Annotated in this window: 21 protein-coding genes; 14 read left to right on the top strand and 7 right to left on the bottom strand. The window is 70.0% G+C overall.

Features of this window, described 5'->3' with window-relative positions:
- Positions 1–57: 57 nt before the first annotated feature.
- Positions 58–561 (top strand): 2'-5' RNA ligase family protein, encoded by a 504-nt coding sequence (locus tag VFF97_RS02910; RefSeq protein ID WP_325031994.1) that lies wholly within the window; start codon positions 58–60, stop codon positions 559–561.
- Positions 562–583: 22 nt separating this feature from the next.
- Here VFF97_RS02910 and VFF97_RS02905 read toward each other — a convergent pair whose 3' ends face one another.
- Positions 584–1,255: a YqaJ viral recombinase family protein gene (locus VFF97_RS02905; protein WP_325031993.1), complete on the bottom strand. Its 672-nt coding sequence runs from the start codon at positions 1,253–1,255 to the stop codon at positions 584–586.
- Between the two features lie 284 nt (positions 1,256–1,539).
- On the opposite strand from VFF97_RS02905, the gene VFF97_RS02900 reads away from it, so the two are divergent.
- From VFF97_RS02900 to rplL, 3 genes are all read left to right on the top strand, one after another.
- The gene (locus VFF97_RS02900; protein WP_325031992.1) at positions 1,540–2,523 is read left to right on the top strand and encodes a hypothetical protein; all 984 of its coding nucleotides are present in this window, start codon (positions 1,540–1,542) and stop codon (positions 2,521–2,523) included.
- A 404-nt stretch (positions 2,524–2,927) separates the two neighbouring features.
- On the top strand, positions 2,928–3,443 hold the full coding sequence (rplJ, locus tag VFF97_RS02895) for a 50S ribosomal protein L10 (protein WP_325031991.1): 516 nt from the start codon (positions 2,928–2,930) through the stop codon (positions 3,441–3,443).
- Positions 3,444–3,485: 42 nt separating this feature from the next.
- On the top strand, positions 3,486–3,878 hold the full coding sequence (gene rplL, locus VFF97_RS02890; RefSeq protein ID WP_325031990.1) for a 50S ribosomal protein L7/L12: 393 nt from the start codon (positions 3,486–3,488) through the stop codon (positions 3,876–3,878).
- Between the two features lie 87 nt (positions 3,879–3,965).
- Here the strand turns inward: rplL and VFF97_RS02885 are convergent, their stop codons facing one another.
- Positions 3,966–5,012, bottom strand: a complete 1,047-nt coding sequence (locus VFF97_RS02885) for a LacI family DNA-binding transcriptional regulator (RefSeq protein ID WP_325031989.1) — start codon at positions 5,010–5,012, stop codon at positions 3,966–3,968.
- 260 nt (positions 5,013–5,272) lie between these two features.
- Between VFF97_RS02885 and VFF97_RS02880 the strand changes: the two genes are divergently transcribed.
- From VFF97_RS02880 to VFF97_RS02870, 3 genes are all read left to right on the top strand, one after another.
- Complete coding sequence (locus VFF97_RS02880; RefSeq protein WP_325031988.1) at positions 5,273–6,607, top strand: ABC transporter substrate-binding protein; 1,335 nt, start codon at positions 5,273–5,275, stop codon at positions 6,605–6,607.
- Positions 6,608–6,706: 99 nt separating this feature from the next.
- Positions 6,707–7,840 (top strand): sugar ABC transporter permease, encoded by a 1,134-nt coding sequence (locus tag VFF97_RS02875; protein WP_325031987.1) that lies wholly within the window; start codon positions 6,707–6,709, stop codon positions 7,838–7,840.
- The gene (locus VFF97_RS02870; RefSeq protein ID WP_325031986.1) at positions 7,840–8,811 is read left to right on the top strand and encodes a carbohydrate ABC transporter permease; all 972 of its coding nucleotides are present in this window, start codon (positions 7,840–7,842) and stop codon (positions 8,809–8,811) included. Before VFF97_RS02875 ends, VFF97_RS02870 begins: the two co-directional genes overlap by 1 nt.
- Before the next feature lie 115 nt (positions 8,812–8,926).
- Here the strand turns inward: VFF97_RS02870 and VFF97_RS02865 are convergent, their stop codons facing one another.
- Positions 8,927–9,601 carry a DUF305 domain-containing protein gene (locus tag VFF97_RS02865; RefSeq protein ID WP_325031985.1) on the bottom strand — a complete coding sequence of 225 codons (675 nt, stop codon included), beginning with the start codon at positions 9,599–9,601 and terminating at the stop codon, positions 8,927–8,929.
- 7 nt (positions 9,602–9,608) lie between these two features.
- Positions 9,609–10,328: a DUF3105 domain-containing protein gene (locus VFF97_RS02860; RefSeq protein ID WP_325031984.1), complete on the bottom strand. Its 720-nt coding sequence runs from the start codon at positions 10,326–10,328 to the stop codon at positions 9,609–9,611.
- Positions 10,329–10,662: 334 nt separating this feature from the next.
- On the opposite strand from VFF97_RS02860, the gene VFF97_RS02855 reads away from it, so the two are divergent.
- Positions 10,663–12,066 carry a multidrug effflux MFS transporter gene (locus VFF97_RS02855; RefSeq protein ID WP_414684213.1) on the top strand — a complete coding sequence of 468 codons (1,404 nt, stop codon included), beginning with the start codon at positions 10,663–10,665 and terminating at the stop codon, positions 12,064–12,066.
- A gap of 12 nt (positions 12,067–12,078) precedes the next feature.
- On the opposite strand, the gene VFF97_RS02850 is transcribed toward VFF97_RS02855, so the two are convergent.
- Positions 12,079–12,576 carry a nitroreductase family deazaflavin-dependent oxidoreductase gene (locus tag VFF97_RS02850; protein WP_325031983.1) on the bottom strand — a complete coding sequence of 166 codons (498 nt, stop codon included), beginning with the start codon at positions 12,574–12,576 and terminating at the stop codon, positions 12,079–12,081.
- 50 nt (positions 12,577–12,626) lie between these two features.
- Here VFF97_RS02850 and VFF97_RS02845 point away from each other — a divergent pair, with 50 nt between their 5' ends.
- Entirely contained in the window at positions 12,627–13,301 is a 675-nt protein-coding gene (locus VFF97_RS02845) for a phosphatase PAP2 family protein (protein ID WP_325031982.1), read from the top strand.
- Between the two features lie 60 nt (positions 13,302–13,361).
- A complete protein-coding gene (locus VFF97_RS02840) occupies positions 13,362–15,347 on the top strand; it encodes a helicase HerA-like domain-containing protein (RefSeq protein WP_325031981.1) in 1,986 nt (661 codons plus the stop codon).
- A 58-nt stretch (positions 15,348–15,405) separates the two neighbouring features.
- Here VFF97_RS02840 and VFF97_RS02835 read toward each other — a convergent pair whose 3' ends face one another.
- Together VFF97_RS02835 and VFF97_RS02830 are read right to left on the bottom strand one after the other, a co-directional pair.
- Positions 15,406–16,173: an IclR family transcriptional regulator gene (locus VFF97_RS02835; protein ID WP_325031980.1), complete on the bottom strand. Its 768-nt coding sequence runs from the start codon at positions 16,171–16,173 to the stop codon at positions 15,406–15,408.
- Positions 16,170–17,615, bottom strand: coding sequence for an APC family permease (locus tag VFF97_RS02830; RefSeq protein ID WP_325031979.1), 1,446 nt, complete (start codon positions 17,613–17,615; stop codon positions 16,170–16,172). The genes VFF97_RS02835 and VFF97_RS02830 overlap by 4 nt, the downstream gene beginning before the upstream one ends.
- A 229-nt stretch (positions 17,616–17,844) precedes the next feature.
- On the opposite strand from VFF97_RS02830, the gene VFF97_RS02825 reads away from it, so the two are divergent.
- The 4 genes from VFF97_RS02825 to lepB all read left to right on the top strand — a co-directional run bounded on the left by VFF97_RS02825 (position 17,845) and on the right by lepB (position 21,936).
- The gene (locus tag VFF97_RS02825; protein WP_325031978.1) at positions 17,845–18,678 is read left to right on the top strand and encodes a hypothetical protein; all 834 of its coding nucleotides are present in this window, start codon (positions 17,845–17,847) and stop codon (positions 18,676–18,678) included.
- Between the two features lie 17 nt (positions 18,679–18,695).
- Positions 18,696–20,579: a hypothetical protein gene (locus VFF97_RS02820; RefSeq protein ID WP_325031977.1), complete on the top strand. Its 1,884-nt coding sequence runs from the start codon at positions 18,696–18,698 to the stop codon at positions 20,577–20,579.
- 83 nt (positions 20,580–20,662) lie between these two features.
- Positions 20,663–21,361, top strand: coding sequence for a DUF305 domain-containing protein (locus VFF97_RS02815; protein WP_325031976.1), 699 nt, complete (start codon positions 20,663–20,665; stop codon positions 21,359–21,361).
- A 20-nt stretch (positions 21,362–21,381) separates the two neighbouring features.
- The gene (lepB, locus tag VFF97_RS02810; RefSeq protein WP_325031975.1) at positions 21,382–21,936 is read left to right on the top strand and encodes a signal peptidase I; all 555 of its coding nucleotides are present in this window, start codon (positions 21,382–21,384) and stop codon (positions 21,934–21,936) included.
- Positions 21,937–21,989 lie beyond the last annotated feature (53 nt).

Raw genomic sequence — 21,989 nt, 5'->3', positions numbered from 1 at the left:
GGGTCGTGTTCGGCGGCGGAGGGTGCGCCGCGGCGGCGGCGGCGAGAGGATGGGCGCGTGTTCAGCGTGGAGCTCGTGCTCGACCCCGAGACGGAGAGCACGGTGCGCGAGGACTGGGACCGCCTGCTCGCGGCCGACCTGCCGAGCGCGGGCCGCAACCCGGCGCCGAGCAACCGACCGCACGTGACCCTCGCCGTGCGGGACGACCTCGAGCCGTCGGTGTTCACCGGTGTCGCGGACCTGCTGCCGGTGACCCTCGAGCTCGGCGGCACGTTGCTGCTGGGCCACCGCGACCGCTTCATCCTCACCAGGCACATCGTCGTCAACCGGGCGCTCCTCGACGTGCACCTCGCCGTCGCGGACCTCGCCGGCCCGCCCGAGCCGCGGTACTCCAATACGCTGCCCGACCGCTGGACGCCCCACGTGACGCTCGCTCGCGGCCTCACCGCGACGCGGCTTGCGACGGCGCTGCGTCTCATCTCGCACCGGCACGTGGTGGGCGAGGCGACGGGACTGCGCGTGTGGAACGCGGAAGAGCGCATCGTGACGACGCTGCGGTGAAGGGGACTCGCCGGCCGCGCGGTCAGTCGGCGAGGGCGAGGGCGCGGAACGGCTCGCGCGGAGCAACGGGAGGCTGCGGCATCCGCTGTTCCCTCCGCGTCGTCGCGGCGACGTGCCTGCGGTGCAGCTCGTCGATGAGCGCCGTCGCGAGGCGAACGAGCTTCGCGATCTCTGCGTCGTCGCGATCGACCCACTGGCAGCGCGGCTCGTCGTCGACGGGTACGAAGCCGTCGTGCTGCTCCCAAGCGACGAGCGTGCGCTCGGCGCCGAGCACGTGCTGCTGCCACCACACCTGACGCAGGTACGAGCGCGGGATGCTGCGCCACGGCTTGTTGGTCGTCTTGATCTCGGCGAGCGTGATGCGCCCCGCGGAGTCGACCGCCAGCCCGTCGGGCGTCGCGAGGTGCCGCTTCTCGACGACCGCGTGGAAGAGAGCCGTCGACGGCAGGATGCCGTGCGTCGCGGCGAGCCACCGCGCGATCTCGGGTTCGCGCTGCCGCCCGTGCGCCGTGTACGCGTTGCCCGAGAACCCCGTGCCCGAAAGACCGAGCTTGGCGTCGGCCGCGCGGGCGATCGCGCGCTCGGACGTGAGCGCCGCGACATCCGTCGCCGTGATGCCGCGCGATCGCGCACGTACCCAAGCCACCCGATCGCGGGAGTCCGCGACGATGCGGGCGGCGAGTTCGGGGGTCACGCGTTCGAGGGTAGCCCGGGCGGCGGACGTCTGCCGGGTGCGACCCGCGGGCCGGTGCCCCTCCTGGGGCTCGTCCTGCGCCGAGTGCACGACTTCCCGTCGAATGCACGACATCTCGACGTGGCGCGCTCGTGCATTCGACGTGATGTCGTGTACTCGGTGAGGGGGTACGGGGTCGGCGTCGAGCGGTGGGTGGGTCCTCCCCAGGCGCTCATGCATACCGAGATTCCCCAGCACCCCGGCGCCGATCGCGCCAAGAGGAGGCGGATGCTGGACAGTCGAGCGTGCCCCGAACCGTCACGGCCGATGAACTGACGCCGCTCATACGATCCCGGAGCGACCTTGTCGCGCTCGGGTGGACAGAGCGCGGTATCGACGGCGCGGTCCGCGCGGAGCGCCTGCGCCTCATCCGCCGCGGCTGGTACATGGATGCCGACGACTGGGCAGAGCTATGGCCCGAGGGCCGCCACTCGGCACACGTGATCGTCGTCGCGCGCGACGCGCGCGGGTCGGCGGTGATGTCGCACGAGTCAGCCGCTGTGCTGTGGCAGCTTCCGCTCTACCGGCACCGCCCGTCCCGGGTGCACATGACGACGACGTCCCCTCGCCGGATCTCGAGCGGGCCGGACGTCCTGCGCCATGTCGCCCCGCTGCGGCCCGGCGACATCGCGGTGCGCGACGGCATCCGCGTCACCTCGCTGCAACGAACGGTGTTCGACCTGCTCCGGACGGTTCCGCCGGAGGCTGCGATCACCGCTGCCGATGCAGCTGAGCGCCAGATCGCGTCGAACGGCCGAGAGTGGAACGCCGAGCGCGCCGAGCGGTGGCGGCGGGACCTCGCGGCGGTGCTGGACGAAGCGACCGGCGCGAGAGGCATCCGTCAAGCCCGACGCCTCGCGCCGTTGACCGACGGCCGCTCCGAGTCACCGGGTGAATCGGTGAGCCGACTGCAGCTCATCCGCCTCGGGTTCGCTGCGCCGTCCGTTCAGGTCGCTGTACCGGCTCCTCACGGCGGCTTCTATTACGTCGACTTCGGGCTCGACGACGTCGGCGCGTTCGGCGAGTTCGACGGCCGCAGCAAGTACCTCGACGAATCCGTGCGCCGCGGCGTCGCTCTCGAACAGGTCCTCTTCGAGGAGAAGCAGCGCGAGGACTGGATCCGTGGCACGAGCGGGCGTCGGCTCGTGCGCTGGGAGGACGAGCACATCGACACGCCCGCACGCCTCGCCACGCGCCTGGCGGCGTTCGGCATCCGGCCGCCGCACTGACCGTTCGCCGAATGCACGACTTCGTGCCGAGTGCACGACTTCCGGACGTCGGTAGGGCGTGCAATCGACGGCAAGTCGTGCACTCGGCGAAGAGGAGGAGAGAGGAGGGGCGAGGGAGGGGGCGAGGGAGGAGGCGGGCTCGATTTGGGAGACGGGGGCGGCTCCCGTAGACTGATGCGAGCCGAAGACCGCCGGTCATCGACGTGCGCGCAAGCGCATGACGATCGAAGCTCTGCGATGCAGGGGCCTGCGCAGGTGTCACGAACGAACTCCTGGATGATCCGGGCCGAAGCTCCGTGCGCTTGCGCCGGAGCTTTTTCCATTGTGGGCGAGATCAGATGAGCGGATGCCTCCGGCCCGGCGCCCCGCCACCGCGGAGCGTCTCGTACACACAAGGAGTGGCCATGGCGCAGAAGGAAGCATCGGTCGCCGAGCTCACGAAGCACTTCGAGAACTCGACCGCCGTTCTGCTGACCGAGTACCGCGGTCTGACGGTGAAGGAGCTCAAGGAGCTCCGCAACAGCATCCGTCAGGACGCGGAGTACGCCGTGGTGAAGAACACGCTGACCAAGATCGCCGCGAACAACGCGGGGATCACGTCGCTGGACGACGACCTCAAGGGTCCGTCGGCCATCGCTTTCGTGCACGGTGACCCGGTCTCCGTCGCGAAGGGTCTGCGCGCCTTCGCCAAGGCACACCCTCTTCTCGTGATCAAGGGCGGTTTCTTCGACGGGAACCCCCTGACCGCGGACGAGGTCAACAAGCTCGCCGACCTCGAGAGCCGTGAAGTCCTGCTGGCGAAGCTCGCCGGTGCGATGAAGGCCTCGCTGACCAAGGCGGCATACGTCTTCAATGCGCTTCCGTCGAAGGCCGTTCGCACGGTCGACGCGCTGCGCGCGAAGCAGGAGTCCGCGGCCTGACATCGGGCCCCGGCGTGAATACCCCAATCAAGGAGAAACATCATGGCTAAGCTCAGCACCGAGGAGCTGCTCGACGCGTTCAAGGAGCTCACGCTCATCGAGCTCTCGGAGTTCGTCAAGGCGTTCGAGGAGACCTTCGACGTCACCGCCGCCGCGCCCGTCGCGGTCGCCGCTGCCGGCGCCCCCGCCGGTGGTTCCGGCGACGCCGCCGCCGAGGAGGAGAAGGACTCGTTCGACGTCATCCTCGAGGCCGCCGGCGACAAGAAGATCCAGGTCATCAAGGTCGTCCGCGAGCTCACCTCGCTCGGCCTCGGTGAGGCGAAGGCCGTCGTCGACGGTGCTCCGAAGCCCGTGCTCGAGGGCGCGAACAAGGAGACCGCCGACAAGGCGAAGGCCGCCCTCGAGGAGGCCGGCGCGACGGTCACCCTGAAGTAATTCAGCGTTTCACGCGTCACGAAGGCCCCCGGGTTCGCCCGGGGGCCTTCGTCATGCCCGCGCGGAGCGACGCGTGGGCCGGCCGCGCTAGCGGGGCGTCGCGCGCATGTCGACCGCCATCGCCGACTGCAGCGAGTCCGGATGCGCGGTCGAGGTGCGCATCACCAGTGTCGGCTTCAAGCGCACCTCCGTCGGCGGCAGGTCGGGATCGGCAAGGTGGCGCTCCAGGAGAGCGACCGCGGCCGCTCCCTGCTCACGCGGGACCTGCCGCAGCGTCGTGAGCGAGAACATCTCGGCGTACTCGTGGTCGTCGATGCCCACGACGCTCAATTCGCTGGGAACTCGGATGCCGAGCCGCCGTGCCGCGATGATCGCGCCGATCGCGACCTCGTCGCACACGCCGACGATCGCGGTCGGTCGCCGGCGGGCGTCGCCCAGCAGATCGACCGCCGCCGCGTAGCCGCCGGGGCACGTCACATCCGACGGCACATGGCGGACGTGCTCGGAGAGCGCGGCATCCGTCATCGTCTCGACATAGCCCGACATGCGACGGCGGTCGACGTGCGCCCAGTGCGTCGTCGACCTGCCGCCCAGGAACACGATGTCGCGGTGGCCGAGGTCGATGAGGTGCTCGGTCGCGCGTCGCGCCGCATGACCGTCGTCGATCGACACGACGCTCGTCGCCGAGGTCGCCGCGACGACGCTCACGACAGGCCGGTCGAGGGCGAGCATGCGCTCGAGCTCTTCGTCCTCGGGCTCGAGTCCCACCGCGATGAGCCCGTCGAACCGCTTGCGTGCGAGGAAGTGCTCGAAGATGCGGCGACGCCCCGGCGTGCCGGGCTTGGCGTCGTACAGCGCGAGATCCAGCCCGCGCTCGAGCAGGGCGTGCTGGATGCCCTCGAGAACCTCGGCGAAGAACCACCGGTTGACGTAGGGCATGACGACGCCGACGGTCTGGGTCCGGCCCGTCGCGAGGCTCACCGCGCTCGTCGACGGGACGTAGCCGAGCGACGCCGCCGCGTCCAGGACGCGCGTGCGCGTCCGCTCCGAGACGTATCCCGATCCGGTGAGGGCACGACTGGCCGTCGACTTCGACACGCCTGCAAGGCGTGCGACGTCGGCGATGCCGCCCACCCGGACACCTCCCTCGGTTTCACGCGCCGTCGCGCACCAGGGCGCCGGTCCGCCAGGGTTCGGGAACCGGTTCCATCCCCATCCTGCCCTGGAAACCCGCCACGCGCTAGGGAAAGTCGCTGTATTTATCGACTTGTGATCGCATTCGATTGTGCGGACGCACCTCATCCCCTAGCGTGATTCTGGAATCGGTTCCCGAAGTTCCTTGCGCCGGTTCTGGCGGGTCATCAACGTCCCGCACATCTCAACGAGGAGGACCAATGAAGACACAGAGACGAGGGAGGCTCCTCATCTCAGTGGCCGCGGCCGGCGTCGCGGGTATCGCTCTCGCCGGCTGTTCCGGCGGCCCGGGTTCGGGCGGCGGCGGAGGAGACGAGGGTGGTGGCGGCGACAACGTCGTGACCATCTACGGCACGATCGCGGACACAGAGGCCGAGCTCCTCGAGGAGTCGTGGGCCGAGTGGGAGGAAGAGAACGGCATCGACATCCAGTACGAGTCGTCGAAGGAGTTCGAGGCTCAGATCGCCGTTCGCGCACAGGGCGGCAACGCCCCCGACATCGCGATCTTCCCGCAGCCCGGTCTGCTCGCCGACATGGCTCGGCGCGATTTCCTGAAGCCTGCTCCGCAGAGCGTGCAGGACAACGTCTCCGAGTACTGGACCGAGGACTGGGCCAACTACGGCACCGTCGACGGCACGCTCTACGGTGCGCCGCTCATGGCGAGCGTCAAGGGCTGGATCTGGTACTCGCCGGCCACGTTCGAGGAGCACGGCTGGGAGATCCCGAACTCGTGGGACGAGCTGCTCGACCTGACCGCGCAGATCCAGGCCGACATCGGCGGGCCGCCGTGGTGCGTCGGATTCGGATCGGATGCGGCCACCGGCTGGCCCGGCACCGACTGGATCGAGGACGTCGTCCTGCGCCAGTCCGGCACCGAGGTCTACGACGAGTGGGTCGCGAACGAGATCCCGTTCACCGACCCGGCCATCAAGTCGGCGTTCGACGAGGTGGGCAAGATCCTGCTCAACCCCGACTATGTGAACGCGGGCTTCGGCGGCACCGACACCATCGTGACCACGCCGTTCGGCGACCCGGCCGCGGCGCTCGTGTCGGGTGAGTGCACGCTGCACCACCAGGCGTCGTTCTACGACGGCTTCATCACCGACGCCGGCGGCACCGTCGCCGAGGACGGCGACATCTGGGCGTTCATCACGCCGGGCTTCGGCGGCGAGGCCGCCGAAGGCGCGGTCGTGACGGGCGGTGGCGAGATCGTCGGCGCGTTCGACGACTCCGAGTCGACCGTCAAGGTGCTCGAGTACCTCTCGAGCCCCGAGTGGGCGAACAGCCGCGTGAGCCTCGGTGGCGTGATCAGCGCCAACAAGGGTCTCGACCCCGAGAACGCCTCCAGCAACATCCTCAAGGAGGCCATCGGCATCCTCCAGGACGACACCACGACCTTCCGGTTCGACGCATCCGACCTGATGCCGTCGGCCGTGGGCGCCGGAACGTTCTGGCAGGGCATGCGCGACTGGGTCAACGGCACGCCGACCGACACTGTCCTCGAGCAGATCGAGGCAGGCTGGCCGTCGAGCTGACCTTCCTGAACGGGGCCGCCCTTCCCAAAGGGCGGCCCCGTTCCCTACCGTGAACGCAATGGACGTCCCCGGGTCCGACGACGCACTCGAAAGGTAGCCATGTCCGATTTCTTCCGATGGTTGAGCACGCTCAACCCGTGGCTGGAGATCATCGTCATCGTCGGGATCTTCCTCGCCGTAGTGGGGCTGATCCTCTTCTTCATCGAGATCGCGCCCCGACCGGGACGGATGTACACGATCATCCGTCTCGTCGCGTGCGTGGTCGGTCCCGTGCTGGTGCTCTTCCTGCTCCAGTCATGGATCGAGGCGATGATCGCAGCGGCCGTGCTCGGCCTCCTGTTCTTCTTCCTGGATAAGAGGGCACGCGACGGTGCGGGCTCGCTCTTCCAGCTCGTGGGCTTCCTGACGCCCGCGATCGCGCTCCTGGCCGTCGGCCTCATCGTTCCGACGATCCAGACGACGATCCAGGCGTTCATGAACTCGCGCGGCACCGAGTTCATCGGCTTCGACAACTTCGCGTGGATCTTCACGCAGCCGGCGAACGTGCGCATCATCATCAACACGATCGTGTGGGTGCTCGTGGCCCCCGTCGTCTCGACGATCGCAGGTCTCGCGTACGCGTACTTCATCGACAAGTCCCGCGGGGAGCGGTACTACAAGATCCTCGTGTTCATGCCGATGGCCATCTCGTTCGTGGGCGCCTCGATCATCTGGCGCTTCATGTACGCGGTGCGCCCGGCGGGGTCGAACCAGATCGGCTTCCTGAACCAGATCATCGTGTGGTTCGGCGGTCAGCCGCTGAACTTCCTCGCGGCCGAGCCGTGGAACACGCTCTTCCTGATCGTGGTGCTGATCTGGATCCAGACCGGTTTCGCGATGGTGATCCTCTCCGCCGCGATCAAGGGCGTGCCGACCGAGCAGCTCGAGGCGGCGGAGCTCGACGGCACGAACGCGTGGCAGAAGTTCATCAACGTGGTCGTGCCCGGCATCCGGCCCGCTCTCATCGTCGTCCTGACGACGATCTCGATCGCCTCCCTGAAGGTCTTCGACATCGTCCGCACGATGACCGCGGGTGCGAACAACACGTCGGTTCTCGCGAATGAGATGTACACGCAGTTCCGCAGCTTCGAGGCCGGACGCTCGGCCGCGTTCGCGGTGATCCTGTTCATCCTCGTGCTGCCGATCGTCGTCTACAACGCGGTGCAGCTGAAGAAGCAGCGGGAGGTGCGCTGATGAGCGCGGTGATGCCCGTCGATCTCCCGATCGACGAAGAAGGCCAGGACGAGTTGAAGCGCGGTGCGCGCAAGGCCGACAAGATCCAGCTCGGGTCGACCAAGCGAAAGCTCTCGTCGCCGTGGGCGACCGCGGCCGCGCTGATCATCGCGATCCTGTGGACGATCCCGACCTTCGGCCTGCTGGTCTCGTCGTTCCGACCGCGTGAGCTCATCCAGACCACGGGTTGGTGGACGGTCTTCGAGAACTGGGGTTGGACGCTCGACAATTACGCGACGGCGCTGCAGTCGGGCAACAGCCAGTTGAACATGGCGGGCGCCTTCGTGAACTCGTTCGCGATCACGATCCCGGCGACCGTCATCCCGATCTCGATCGCGCTGCTGGCCGCGTACGCGTTCGCGTGGATGGACTTCCGTGGCAAGGACACGCTGTTCATCCTCGTGTTCGCGCTGCAGATCGTGCCGATCCAGATGGCCCTGATCCCGCTCCTGCAGCTGTTCTCGCAGGGCGAGATCTTCGGATTCCCCGTGATCGAGGCGTTCGGTTCGTTCGGCTACGCGCAGGTGTGGATCGCGCACACGATCTTCGCCCTCCCGCTGACGATCTACCTCCTCCACAACTTCGTGTCGGAGATCCCGCGCGAGGTCATCGAGGCCGCCCGCGTCGACGGCGCCGGGCACGGGCAGATCTTCTTCCGGCTGATCCTGCCGCTCACGATGCCGGCGATCGCGTCGGTCGCGATCTTCCAGTTCCTCTGGGTGTGGAACGACCTGCTCGTGGCCCTCATCTTCGCCGACGGCAACGTGGCCCCGATCACGAAGCTGCTCGCCGAGATGACCGGCAGCCGCGGACAGGACTGGCATCTGCTGACGGCCGGTGCGTTCATCGCGCTGGTGGTTCCGCTGGTCGTGTTCCTGTCGCTGCAGCGGTTCTTCGTGCGAGGTCTGCTGGCAGGCTCGACGAAGGGATAATCCGCCGACCGTACCGCGCGGCGCATGCTCCTCACGGGCGTGCGCCGCGCGGGCGTCTGCGGGAGTGGGCGGATGCTTCTCGCCTGGGCGCCCGGAACGCCGTGCCCCGCGGCGATCAGCCCGCGCAGCCGAGCCGCGCCTGCACCGACCTCATCGCGTCGATCTCGGCGGTCTGCGCGACCTTCATGCTCTCGGCCACGGCCAGCACACGCGGCTCGGAGCCGAGCTCGAGGACGGCGTCGACCATGGGGATCGCGCCCTCGTGGTGGCGGATCATGAGCTCGGTGAACAGGCAGTCGGCGTCGAGGCCCTCGGCGGCGCGAAGCTGCGCGAGCTCCTCGTCGGTCGCCATTCCCATGGCTGCGCGCATCTCGGCATCCGTCATGGGCTCGGCGGATGCCCCGCCGCCGTGACCGTGGCCGTCGCCCGCACCGCTCATCCACGCCATCGGCGGGCTGCCCGCCTGCGGCAGGCCCCACTGTACGAGCCAGTCGAACATCTCGCCGCGCTGCGCCGACTGCCCGGTGGCGATGTCGTACGAGAGGGCCCGCAGCTCTTCGTCCTCGGTCTTGCGGTAGAGCTCCATCGCCATCTCGACGGCCTGCGCGTGGTGCACCTGCATGTCGCGCGCGAACCCCGCTTCGGCGGAGTCGTTCGCGGGTGCGAGCGGTCCGGATGCGCCGAACGTCGAGAAGCGCCCCACCGCGAAGGCGAGGGCTGCCACGGCCACGGCGACGAGCACCGGGACCAGCCACCGCCGAACGCGGGAGGGTTGCTCCTGGGAGGTCATCCTCGCGTCACGAGACCTTGCCCGGGCCGTCCAGCGCGCCGGTGCACGCGGCGTTCGGCTCGGGCGCGTTCTGGTTGCGCCAGTACTCCTCGAAGAACTGCTCGATGCGCTCGTCGTCGGCGGAGTCGACCTTGAGCTGGGCGTTCCACGCGCTGAGCGCGATCGGCGTGTCCAGGCCCTCGTAGGGCGAGAGGATGACGTAACTCGACGGGAGCTTGCGCTTGAGCGCGTCGAGCTCGTCGTCGCTGAGCGTGTCGGCGTCGTAGGTCACCCACACGGCGCCGTGCTCGAGCGAGTGCACGGCGTTCTCGTTGGGCTGCGGCTCGCTGTAGATGCCGCAGTTGAGCCACACCGCGTTGTGCGGGCCGCCGGCGGGCGGGGTCTGTTCGTAGTCGACCGTGCCCTCGACGTGGTTCGTCTCGTTCGTGAAGGTCTCGACGCCCTCGATCTCGACGCCTTCACCACCCGCGGTATAGCTGGCGGGCGGGGGCGGAGCGAACACGAACGACGCGACGATCGCGGCGACGATCGCGACGACGCCCACGACGCCGAGTGTCCAGCCGACGACCTTGCCGCGGCGACGGCGGGCGAGCTGTCGCTGGTACTCGGCAAGCTTCTCCTGCCGCTTCTGCTCGCGCTGCTGCTTGACGGTGAGGTTGATCTCGGCCTGCTTGGCGGGGTTGCCGCTCGTGCGCTTGTCGGTGGGGCGCGGGGATGTCGGGGTCATTCGCGGTGATCTCGGCTCGGGCGCCCGGCGGGCGACGGACAACGGATGCAGCGGGGCAGAGCGGTCCCGCAGGCCCAAGCCTATTCGTCTCGATGCATCCGCCGCCTGGGAACAAGCCCAGGCAATGGGAGAAGTACGCCCTGAATCGGCGGGATCGGGGTGGTCCGCGGCAGGGGGGAGTCTGCGGCATCCGCTAGCATTGATCAGCCCCGAATCGATTCGAGACGCTCTCCCCACTCGCATCATTCGTCGACTTCCGTCGCCGCACCCGGCTGTCGCCGCCTGCCCGACGGTTGGCCCTCCCACGCCGCCCTCGTCTCGATTGCCGCTGACCTTGCTCGACACCGCCTCCATCCCCGCCCAGACCCCGCACGCCTCTCCCGAAGAGCCGGCGACGACGGATGCGCCGACCGCCGCTCCCACGACGACCGGCTCCATCCGCACGCGCGCCGCCGGCCCGACGGGCGCGATCCGCACGCTCGGCAGCAACCCGGCGACCGCGCCGATCATGCTCCACCCGGGGGACTCGCTGTCGTCGGGGCGACGCCTTCTCTACGTCATCCTGCTCGGTGCGCTCACCGCGCTGGGGCCGTTCACGATCGACCTCTATCTGCCGGCGTTCCCCGTGCTCGAGGCCGACTTCGATACGACGGCCGCCGCGATCCAGCTCACGCTCACGGGCACCATGATCGGCTTCGGGCTCGGACAGCTCATCGTGGGTCCTCTCAGCGACAAGGTCGGCCGTCGCCTCCCGTTGCTGTCGGTGACCGCGCTGCACGTGCTCGCGAGCGTCGCCGCGGCCTTCGCTCCGTCGCTCGAGCTCCTCGGCGTCGCGCGCGTGCTCATGGGCGCGGGAGCCGCGGCGGGCGGCGTCGTCGCCGCCGCGATCGTGCGCGACCTGTTCGGCGGCCGTCGTCTCGTCGTGATGCTGTCGCGCCTCGCGCTCGTATCCGGCGTCGCGCCGGTGCTCGCGCCGCTCGTCGGCTCGGCGCTGCTGCTGGTCATGCCGTGGCGCGGCGTCTTCGTCGTGCTCGCGATCTACGGCGCGGTCATGCTCGTGTCGGCGATCGCGTTCGTGCCCGAGACGCTGCCGCCCGCGCGGCGCCACGAGCGCGGCGCCACGACCGTCTGGCAGCGATACCGCAGCGTCTTCACCGACCGGGTGTTCATCGGCGTGCTCATCATCGGCGGCATGACGTTCAGCGGCCTGTTCTCGTACCTGTCGGCGTCGTCGTTCCTGTTCCAGGAGATGTACGCGTTCAGCCCGCAGGAGTACGGCGTGCTGTTCGCGGTCAACTCGGTCGGCGTCGTCGTGGGCGTTCAGACGGCCGCGCGCCTCGCGGCCCGGTTCGGACCCCAGTGGGTGCTCGCCGTATCCACCTCCACGCTCGTCGTGGCATCCGTCGCGATCATCCTGACCGACCAGCTCGGCCTCGGGCTGTGGGGCACGATCGTGCCGCTGTTCGTGTTCATGACGGCGTGCGGGTTCACGTTCCCGTGCGTGCAGGTGCTCGCGCTCGATCGGCACGGCAAGGCCGCGGGCACGGCGCAGTCGATCATCGGCGCCACCAACTTCGGCGTCGCGGGGATCATCTCGCCGCTCGTCGGTGTGATCGCCGCCGGCTCGGGCATCACGGCGACGACGATGGCCTCGGTCATGGTCGGCTGCGCCGTCGTCGGTGTGATCGCGCTGTGGGCGATCGTTCGGCCGCGCACGGTCGAGCAGCTCACGCCGTGAGCGGCATCCGTCTCACTCGATCCGCTTGACCGGCTGCAGCAGGAAAAGCCGCACCTTCCGGCCCGACGACCGCTCGTAGTTGCGGTAGCCCGGCCACTGGCGCTCGATCGTCGCCCACGCCTCCTCGCGCTCGACGTCGGAGAGAAGCCTCGCACGCACGGCGTAGCGGCGCCCGCGCACGGAGATCTCGGCGTCGGGGTGTGCGAGCAGGTTGCTCGTCCACGCGGGGTGGTTCGGGCCCGCGAAGTTCGTGCCCGCGACGATCGCGCGCCCCTTCCCGTCGGGCGTGTACATGAGGGGAGCGTCGCGCGGCCGGCCGGACTTCGCTCCGATCGTGTGCAGCACGAGCGAAGGCACGAGCAGTCCGCTCACCTGAACGCGGCCACGCGAGATCCACGACACGAACCGCTCCACCGGCGGCAGCAGCGCCGGGCCGATCCAGCGGCGGAACACCCGCGTGCGCGAGAGGGGCGCGACCACGGCCCGGACGGCTTGCACAACACGGGACATGGCGTCAATCCTGCCCTCGATCGTCGTGGTGCGGGAGGCAGAATGGGGCGATGGAACGCGCGACGACACGACCGGATGCCTCGCCGTCGCGCCTCATCGCGGTCACAGTGGTCGGCGTCGGCCTCATCGGGCTCGGGGCGCTGCTCGGCTGGGTGATCTTCCTGCGCGGCGAGGAACCGTTCGCGATCGACGTCTGGTGGAACGGCCTGCTGGTCGAATGGTGGGTCCCCGCGATCGGCGGGTTCTCGCGCGTCATGAACTGGCTCGGCGGCGGGTGGTTCGGCGTGCTCGCGGTGCCGATCCTCGGCGCGGGCGCACTCGTGCTGCTGCGAAGGCCGTGGTCGGCGGCGTACTTCCTCGCCGCCGAGATCGTCTCGGTCGCGATCGTGCAGGTGCTCAAGCACCTCTTCGGGCGGGTGCGGCCCGAAGAGATCCTCGTCCTCTCGGACGTCGGCTCGTATCCGTCGGGACATGTCGCGAACGCGGCGACGATCGCGACCGTGGCGGTCGTGCTCTTCCCGCGCCTGTTGGTCGTGGTCGTGGGGGCGGGGTGGGTCGTGCTCATGGCGTTCAGCCGCACGTACCTCCACGCGCATTGGGTGAGCGACACCGTCGGCGGGGCGCTCGTCGGCACGGGCGCGGCGCTCGTCGTCGCGGCGGCCTTCTGGTCGCAGATCTCGCGGGAGCGGGCGGATGCCGCGCGGCGCCGCCTCCCGGTCGAGTAGCGCGTTCGCGCGCGGTCGGCGAGGATGACCGGTCCGCGCGCCCGTCGCTAGGCTGTGCCCATGTCAGCGCCCGCCTCGCCCGATCCCGCCGTCGCCGCCGCCGAAGCCGAGCTCGCGAGGCTCCGCGCCGAAGCGGAGGCCGCGGAGGCACAGCTCAAAGCGGCTCAGGCGAAGGCGGCGCTCGCCGCGGCGGAGGCGGAGGCCGCGAAGGCGCGCGCCGCGGGCGGTGCTGCCGAGCAGACGGCCCCGGCAGAGGAGGCTACGGCCGAGGAGGCGCCGGCCGAGGAAGCGCCGGCGCAGGAACAGACCCCCGCCGGGCAGGCCGCAGAGGAGAAGGCGCCGACGGAGGCGGCATCCGCTGATTCGGCCCCTCCCGCCGAGACAGCTCCTCCCGCCGAGACGCCGCCCGAGGGCGCGCCGCTCACCGCTGCCGAGGTCGCGAAGATCATCGCCGGCTACGCGTTCGAGGCCGAGACGCTCGACGTCGGAGCGCTCGTCAACGGCAACCCCGTGCCCGAAGCGCAGGTGCGCATCCCTCTCGGCATGATGAACCGGCACGGACTCGTCGCCGGGGCCACCGGCACCGGCAAGACGCGCACGCTGCAAGGACTCGCGGAGCAGCTCGCGGCGAAGGGCGTCCCGGTGTTCGCGGCCGACATCAAAGGCGACCTCTCCGGCATGGCGACGCCGGGCGAGGCGAGCGACAAGCTGCTCGACCGCACGCGCGGGATCGGGCAGGACTGGAAGCCCGAGGCATCCGTCACCGAGTTCTTCGCCCTCGGCGGCATCGGCAAGGGCATTCCGGTGCGCGCGACCGTGTCGGGCTTCGGCCCGCTGCTGCTGAGCAAGGTGCTCGGGCTCAACGAGACGCAGGAGTCGAGCCTCGGGCTCGTGTTCCACTACGCCGACGCGAACGGGCTCGCGCTCGTCGACCTCTCCGACCTGCGCGCGGTGCTCACCTACCTCACGAGCGACGAGGGCAAGGCGGAGCTCAAGAACCTCGGTGGGCTGTCGGCAGCGACGGCGGGAGTGATCCTGCGCGAGCTCATCACGTTCGCGGACGAGGGCGCCGACGTGTTCTTCGGCGAGCCGGAATTCGACGTGCAGGACTTCCTGCGCACGGCACCCGATGGACGGGGTGTCATCTCGCTGCTCGAGGTGCCCGGTGTCGCCGACAAGCCGGCGCTCTTCTCGACGTTCCTCATGTACCTGCTCGCGGAGCTGTTCGAGATCCTCCCCGAGGTGGGCGACCTCGACAAGCCGAAGCTCGTGTTCTTCTTCGACGAGGCGCACCTGCTGTTCAAGGACGCGTCGAAGGACTTCCTCGCGGCGATCACGCAGACCGTGCGGCTCATCCGCTCGAAGGGCGTCGGCGTCTTCTTCGTCACGCAGACGCCGAAGGACGTGCCCTCGGACGTGCTCGCGCAGCTCGGATCGCGCATCCAGCACGCTCTGCGCGCGTTCACGCCCGACGACGCGAAGGCGCTGCGCGCGACGGTCGGCACGTATCCGAAGTCGGGTTACGACCTGGAGCGCGTGCTGCAGGAGCTCGCGACGGGCGAGGCGATCGTCACCGTCATGAGCGAGAAGGGCGCGCCGACCCCCGTCGCGTGGACGCGCTTGCGCGCTCCTCAGGGCCTGATGTCGCCGACGCCCGACCCCGCGATCGAGAAGGCGATCCACGCGTCGCCGCTGCTCGCGAAGTACGGCACGGCGATCGACCGCGAGTCCGCGCGCGAGATCCTCACCGCACGCATGAATGCGGCGGCCGAGGCCGAAGCCGCCGAGGAGGCGGCGCTCGCGAAGGCGAAGGCCGATGCGGAGTACGCGAAGCAGAAGGCGGCGATCGACAAGGCGCAGGCCGCCGCCGAGAAGAAGGCCCGACAGGAGTACGAGCGGCTGCTCAAGAAGACGGCCGGAAAGACGCGCACTTCGCGCTCGTCGCGCGCCGAGAAGTCGCCGCTCGAGCAGATCCTCAACTCCAAGTCGACCCAGACGATACTGGGGGGAGTGATCCGCGGCATCTTCGGCACGGGGCGGCGCTGACCCCTCGGCATGACTCGAGCGACGTCGGCGAACCGCTTGAGCGGACGATGCGCCGCTTTCAAGAGAAGGACACCGGATGCCCCTGCGCAAGCGTCCGTAACGAGCGGGCTGCATCGCGGAGGGCATCGAGGTGGCGGGCGGCGAGTGAGAACCGCGAGACCGGGGTCGAGAGAGTGAGGGCGCCGATCGCGTGACCGTCGTCGTCGGTGATCGAGACGGCGAGGCATCCGCGACCCGCTGACAGACCGCCCACCTGTTCCGCGTACCCGCGGGCGGCGTACGCCGCATGGATCGCCGACACGACCTCCGAGGGCGGCGTCACACGCCATCGCTCCACGGCGACACCCGCCGCCTCGGGGAGGCTCGGCTGCTCGACGAGCCACACATGGCCGGGCGCCGAGCGGGTCGGGTCGCTGAGGAAGATCGCGCGGTCGGAGAGCGGCTGAGCGGGGTCCTCGTCGACGATCGCCAAGCCCGACCGGTGGAAGGCGACCAGGTGGACCGCCTCACCCGTCGCGGTGCGGACCTCGTCGAGCACGTCGCGATGGGCGGGGCGACGGTGGGCGTCCACGATCGCCGCGAGTTCGAGCACGCGGGCGCCGAGGAGGAACCCGGAGAAGTCGGGCCGGCGCACGAGGTATCCGTCCCGCACGAGCGCGTTGACCGTGCGGTACACCGTCGCGCGCGGCGCCCCGACGGCGCGGGCGATGTCGGCGGCGGTGATGCCCTCGTGGTGGGCCGCAACCTGCTCGAGCACCTCGAGGGCGAGTCCGAGTCCCTTCTCCCCGAAGCGGGACGAGGAGGCGCCGGACCCTTCGACGCTCATCGCGACCCCTCACCGCCCCCGCCGATCGTGTCGGCGGCGACCGCCCAGTCGTGCAGGCCCACCCTCTCGATCACGCCGAGACCGCGCCGCAGGCGCACCATCCCGGCCGCGGACACGAGGCCGAGGATGCCGAGGACGGCCACGAGCCCCACCGGATTCGTGTCGGACGTCGACACGACCGCGGTGCCGAGCACCGCGAGAAGTATGGCGCCGGCGACACCCGAGAGGACGGCGGCACCGATCGTCAGCTCGCCGATGCGCGCGAGGAAGACCGGAGCCGCGACGCACACGAGGGCGTAGGCGACGAGGAATCCGATCATCCCGGCGGGAGATGTGACCACGCGGAGGTCGTCGCGCGATCCGCCGAGCAGCAGGACGGCCGCCGGAACGGCGAAGACGGCGAACGCGATGAGGATCGCGCCCGCGGCCGGCACCCCCCGCGGCGAGACTCGTCCGAAGACGTCGGGGATGACGCCCTCCCTGCTCAATGCGAACGCGAGCCGGGTCGCCGCGTTCGTCATCGCGAGCGAGCACGCGAGGAACGACGTGGCGACGATGAGGTCCACGATCCAGCCGATCCCCGCAACCGACGCCCACGGCCCGGCGGGATCACCGGCCGCGACGAGCGCGAGCTGCGCGGCGGTGCCCACGAGCACGACCGCGCCCGTCGCCAGCACGCTCACGAGGATGCCGCGCGGTACCGATGCGAACGGGCGGCGGGTCTCCGGACCGAGTGCGGCACCGCTCTCGAAGCCGACGAATCCGATGATCGCGAAGGCGACTCCCAGCATCACGATGTCGGGAGAGAACTCCGTCGGCTGGGGGACGAGAGGGGCGAGATCCCACCCTGTGGACGAAAGCGCGGCGAACGCGATCGCCAGGACCGCCGCGACCGCGATCGTCTCGAGGACGAGCAGGATCCGTGTCGACATCCGCAGACCCCGCGCGATGACGCCCGCGGTGACCACGCTCGTGACCGCCATCACCGCGACCGCGACTCCCGAGCCCGATCGCGGCTCGCTCGTCACGAGTCCCGCGATTCGCATCGCACCCGACGAGAGGGTGCTCATCGCGATGGCGAGGTATCCCACGGCGAGCGCCGCGCCGCCCACGATCCCGGCCCATGGCCCGAGGCCCCTCGTCGTGAAGGTGTAGAGCGACCCCGCGCTCGAGATCCGGCGTGAGAACATCCCGACCACGAGCGCGACGGCGACGACGAGCCCCACCGTGAGGAGGAGCTCGGTGAAGGCGAGCGAGCCGCTCCGGCCGAACAGCGCGCCCGGGTGCACGAGCATGACGCCGGCCGGGGCGGTGGCCGCGATCGACTGCGCGACGACGTCCATGACGCTCGCGTGGCGGCGATGCAGCCCCGCGAACGGAGACTCGCGCGTGAGATCGAGACGAGGCCGTCCCCGTCGGATCGCGTCGGCGAGGGCGCTCATTCGGGCTCCTTCCGCGGCCGACGCTACTGACTTGTCGTTGCACGTGTGCTCACGGACTGTTTCGAGTTCGTGAAACGGGGTGAGACGCGGATGCCCCGCACCCCGGCCGCGCGTCTCAGGCCGTGTTCGAAAGCCGTTCGTCTCGCAATACGCCTGCGAAACAGCGCTCTCGAAGAATCGCCGCGAGGGCGCTGACCCGCGCTCCGCCCCCGCACCGAAAGGAACCTCTGTGACAGAGCCTCAGATCTCGCCGGCGGTCGATCCGCCCCCGCCGCGGCGTCGCAGGTGGCTCACGCCGCGCACGCTGGGCATCGCATCCGCCCTGTCGGCAGGAGCCGCCGCGGTGGCCCTCGTCTTCGCGACGCAGGTCGCCGTGCAAGCGACGTCGACTCCGCCGGATGCGACGTCGTCCACGCCGATCGCCGCCGACAGCACCGACGAAGACGCCCCCGAGAAGGCGGCAGCCCCGATCGAACCGCCCGCTCAGATCGCCGCCGTCAACGACAAGCTCACCGCCTCGGAGGTCGAGTACGTCCGCTACCTCGGCGCGCAGCACCCCGACTTCGCGGCCGGACGCGACATGTTCGGTGGGGAAGGGATGCAGTTCCTCTCCACCGATGTCGCCGAGCCCTCCGCCTACAGCGACGGTCACCGCCGGCTCATCTCGCTCTACTACGACTACGCCACGGACGAGACCGTGAGCATGGTCGTGAACGTGACGACGCGGACCGTCGAGTCGGTGCAGCGCGCCCAGGGGGCGCAGCCCGCGCCCACCGACGCCGAGACCGCGCACGCGTGGCAGCTTCTGCTCGAGTCGGAGCTCGCGGAGCCGATCGCGGCGGAGTTCGCCGACCTCACCGGCGGATCCGCGCTCACGACGCAGTCCGCCGAGATCGAGCTGACCGCGCACTCGTTCAGCGCCGACGCCGGCACCTTCGGCGCCGATCAGTGCGGCATCCAACGGTGCGTCCAGGTGCTCGCACAGGTCGACGGCGGCGCCTTCCTCACGACGAGCACCATCGTCGTCAACCTCTCCACCCAGACCGTCCTGCCCATCTCATGACAACGGAGAACAGCCGAATGCTGAAGAGAATCATCGGGGGAGCGACGACCGTCGCCCTCCTCGCGGGGGGCCTGCTGCTCGCAGCGCCCACAGCCGCATCGGCCCAGACCATCACCGAGGCGTACTGCTCGGGCGACTCGCTCGTCTCGAAGACCCTGAAGTCGGGGTCGACGTGGCAGACATGCTGGCGCATCGACAGCTACCGCGGTCTCGTCCTCGACAAGGTCGCCTACCAGCCGCGCGACGACGCGGCACCCATCCTCGTCCTCGACTCGATCGCCCTCGCGCAGCTCAACGTCCCGTACGACACCGGAGCGACCGAGTACAACGACGTCACGACCTACCAGGTGGGCGGACGCCGCCTGCAGGCGCTCACCGACGTGGACTGCCCCGTGGGCGAGATCCGTACCGCGTGGGTGGACGCGACTCGCGGCGAGATCCCCGCGCTGTGCGTGGGCGAAGAGGACTCGGGCATCGCCTACCGGTCGAACATCGCCAACGATGCCCTGTACGCCGCGCAGGGCACCGACCTCGTGCTCCACACGATGTCGCGCATCGGCTGGTACGAGTACCAAGTCGAGTACCGTCTGCACGACGACGGCGAGATCTCGGTGCGCCTGGGGGCGACCGGCGACCTCTCGCCGAACGACTACGCCAACGTCATCAACAAGGGCTGGCCGATCGGCGAGGGCGAGACCGACTACGCCGTGAACCACTACCACTCGGCGTTCTGGCGCGTGGACTTCGGCATCGACAGCGGCGCGACGCAGCAGGTGCAGAAGTTCACGACGACCCCCACCGGCGAGTACGGCACGACGGGCGACACCGGGCACACGGCGATTCTCGACACGCAGATCACCCAGCTCGCCACCGAGACGAAGACGATGGGTGCGAACCGCGAGGCGTACCGGGTCGTGAACCCGAACAGCCTCAACGCCGACGGGCACGCGCGCTCGTACGAGATCATCGTGCCGCGGGACCAGGCGTACAACCTGAACCCGGAGACGGACTACGACATCGCCTTCACGTCGGCGAAGTCGGACGAGATCCACGCCAGCTACAACCTGATCCCGAGCAAGGCGGGGCAGATGGTGACGGACTACATCGCCGACGGCGAGGCGCTCACCGACCCGGTCGCGTGGGTCAACGTCGGCTTCCATCACATCAACCGCGACGAGGACCAGAGCCCGATGCCGATCCACTGGCAGGGCTTCACCCTCTACCCGCGCGACTTCGCGGCGCAGGCTCCGAACATCCCCGAGGGTCGCAAGTGGGTGAACGGCGACATGCGCGGCGTTCCGAACCCGAACATCCCGCAGCCCACCCCCACGCCGTCGCCGAGCTCGCCCACTCCGACGCCGACGACCACGCCGACGCCCGACCCCTCGGGCGAGCCGAGCGGCGAGCCGACGCCGGATCCGACCGAGACGGGCGCCCCGCCCGCCGGCGGCGGTGACGGAGGCTCGGACGAGGGCGCGGCCGCAGCCCTGCCCGTGACGTTCGGAACCGGCGACGTCGCGCCCGGAGCCACGCAGACGTTCACGGCGTCGGGCTTCACGCCCGGAGAGTCGGTGAGCGCCGTCATGCACTCGGATCCGGTGAACGTCGGGACGTTCGTCGCCGACGCGTCGGGAACTGTCGACGCGCAGTTCATCGTGCCTCTCGACGCCGCGCCGGGTCAGCATCGCCTCGTGCTGACCGGTCAGACGTCCGGCGTCGTCGCCGAGGGCACGTTCGCGGTCGCGCAGGCCGCGCCGGCGGCGGTGTTCGGCGCTCTCGCGACGACGGGAACGGATGCCAACCGCTGGGCCCTCACGGGCCTGCTGCTGCTCGCGGGCGGTGCCGCGATGGGCGCACTCTCGTGGCACATGCGGAGGCAGGCGGTGAAGGCCCAGGCCTGAGCCGGGAGGTGGGGCATCGCGCCGCGCGCGATGCCCCACCGTCCTCCCCGCGGAGCATCCGCATCATCGTGAAAGGAAGGCCGATGCGCACCAGCAGAGCCGTTGCAGCCGTGGGTGCCGTCGCGGCCGTCGGAATCGCGGCGGTGCTGGCGTCGGCTGCGACCCTGGGCTACGTGCTGCCGTCGTCGGCGCCGGCAGCGGCACCGGCCCCGGCGGCTGCTCCCGCGACGCAGCCCGCGTATCCGATCGAGAACGACTACTGCTATGTCGAGGCGATGATCCCGCACCACGAGCAGGCGCTCGTGCTGAGCGGGATCGTGCTCGCGGCATCCGGCGTCTCCGATCGCACGCGTGCTCTCGCCGAGTTCATCGTCGCCGACCAGTCCGCCGAGATCGAGCAGATGCGCGCGTGGGCCGACGCGTGGGCGCGCGCGGTTCCGGCGGCCGCGGAAGGCGCTTCCGATCATGGCGGGCACGGCGGCGCCGTCGTGAACACCGGCGTCATCGCACAGGGCTGCGGGCACGGCGGCCACGCTGCGATGAAGGGCATGGCGACGCATGAGCAGCTCGCCGAGCTCCGCTCGCTCGCCGGCGCGATGGCGGAGCGCAGGTTCCTTGAGCTCATGATCGTGCACCACGAGGGCGCCCTCGAGATGGCGAAGGCGGCCGTCACCGACGGCTCGAACGCGTTCGTCCGCTCATCCGCCAAGCACGTGCTCGTCGAGCAGGAGCGCGAGGTTGCCGCCATGACCGAGATCCTCGAGACGGTGCCGGCATCGTGAGGCTGCAGGGGTCTCGACGGATGCGTGCGGGAGGCGCCCTCGCCGCGACCGTGCTCCCGTTCGCGCTCGGCGTCGCGGTCGTGCTCTCGATCGGCGTCGCACGCGTCGAGAACGACTCGATGAGCCCCACCCTCTCGACCGGCGACGTGCTCGTCTTCGACCGCGTCGCGGCTCCCGCCCGCGGCGACATCGTCATCTTCTCCGACATCGCGGGGTGGTCGGCGCGGCCCGGAGCGGTGCTCGTCAAGCGCGTGATCGGCGTCGCGGGGGACCGTGTCGTGTGCTGTGAGGTGGGCACCGGTCGGCTGCTCGTCGACGGCGTGCCGCAGGAGGAGCCCTACGAGACCGGGGATCGCCCCGGCGGCGTGATCCCCTTCGAGGTGACCGTGCCCGAGGGCGCCGTGTGGGTCATGGGTGACAATCGCGGAGCATCGCGCGACTCGCGCGCGGGGCTGCACTCGGCCGGCCGCGGGGCCGTTCCGGTCGACGATGTGCTCGGCGTCGTGCGGTTCGCGTGGCCCGCTCAGGCACGGGTGACGCCCGGCGGATCGGCTGCGGCATCCGTTTCCCGCTGATCGAAAGGCTCCGGCCCCCGCCCATCCCCGCGGATCTAGCATGGGGACAGGTG

This window comes from Microbacterium sp. (assembly GCF_035687345.1).
In the GTDB taxonomy this organism is placed as follows: Bacteria; Actinomycetota; Actinomycetes; order Actinomycetales; family Microbacteriaceae; genus Microbacterium.
Note: the sequence above shows the minus strand (reverse complement) of the source record. Positions and strands in the feature narration are given on the sequence as shown.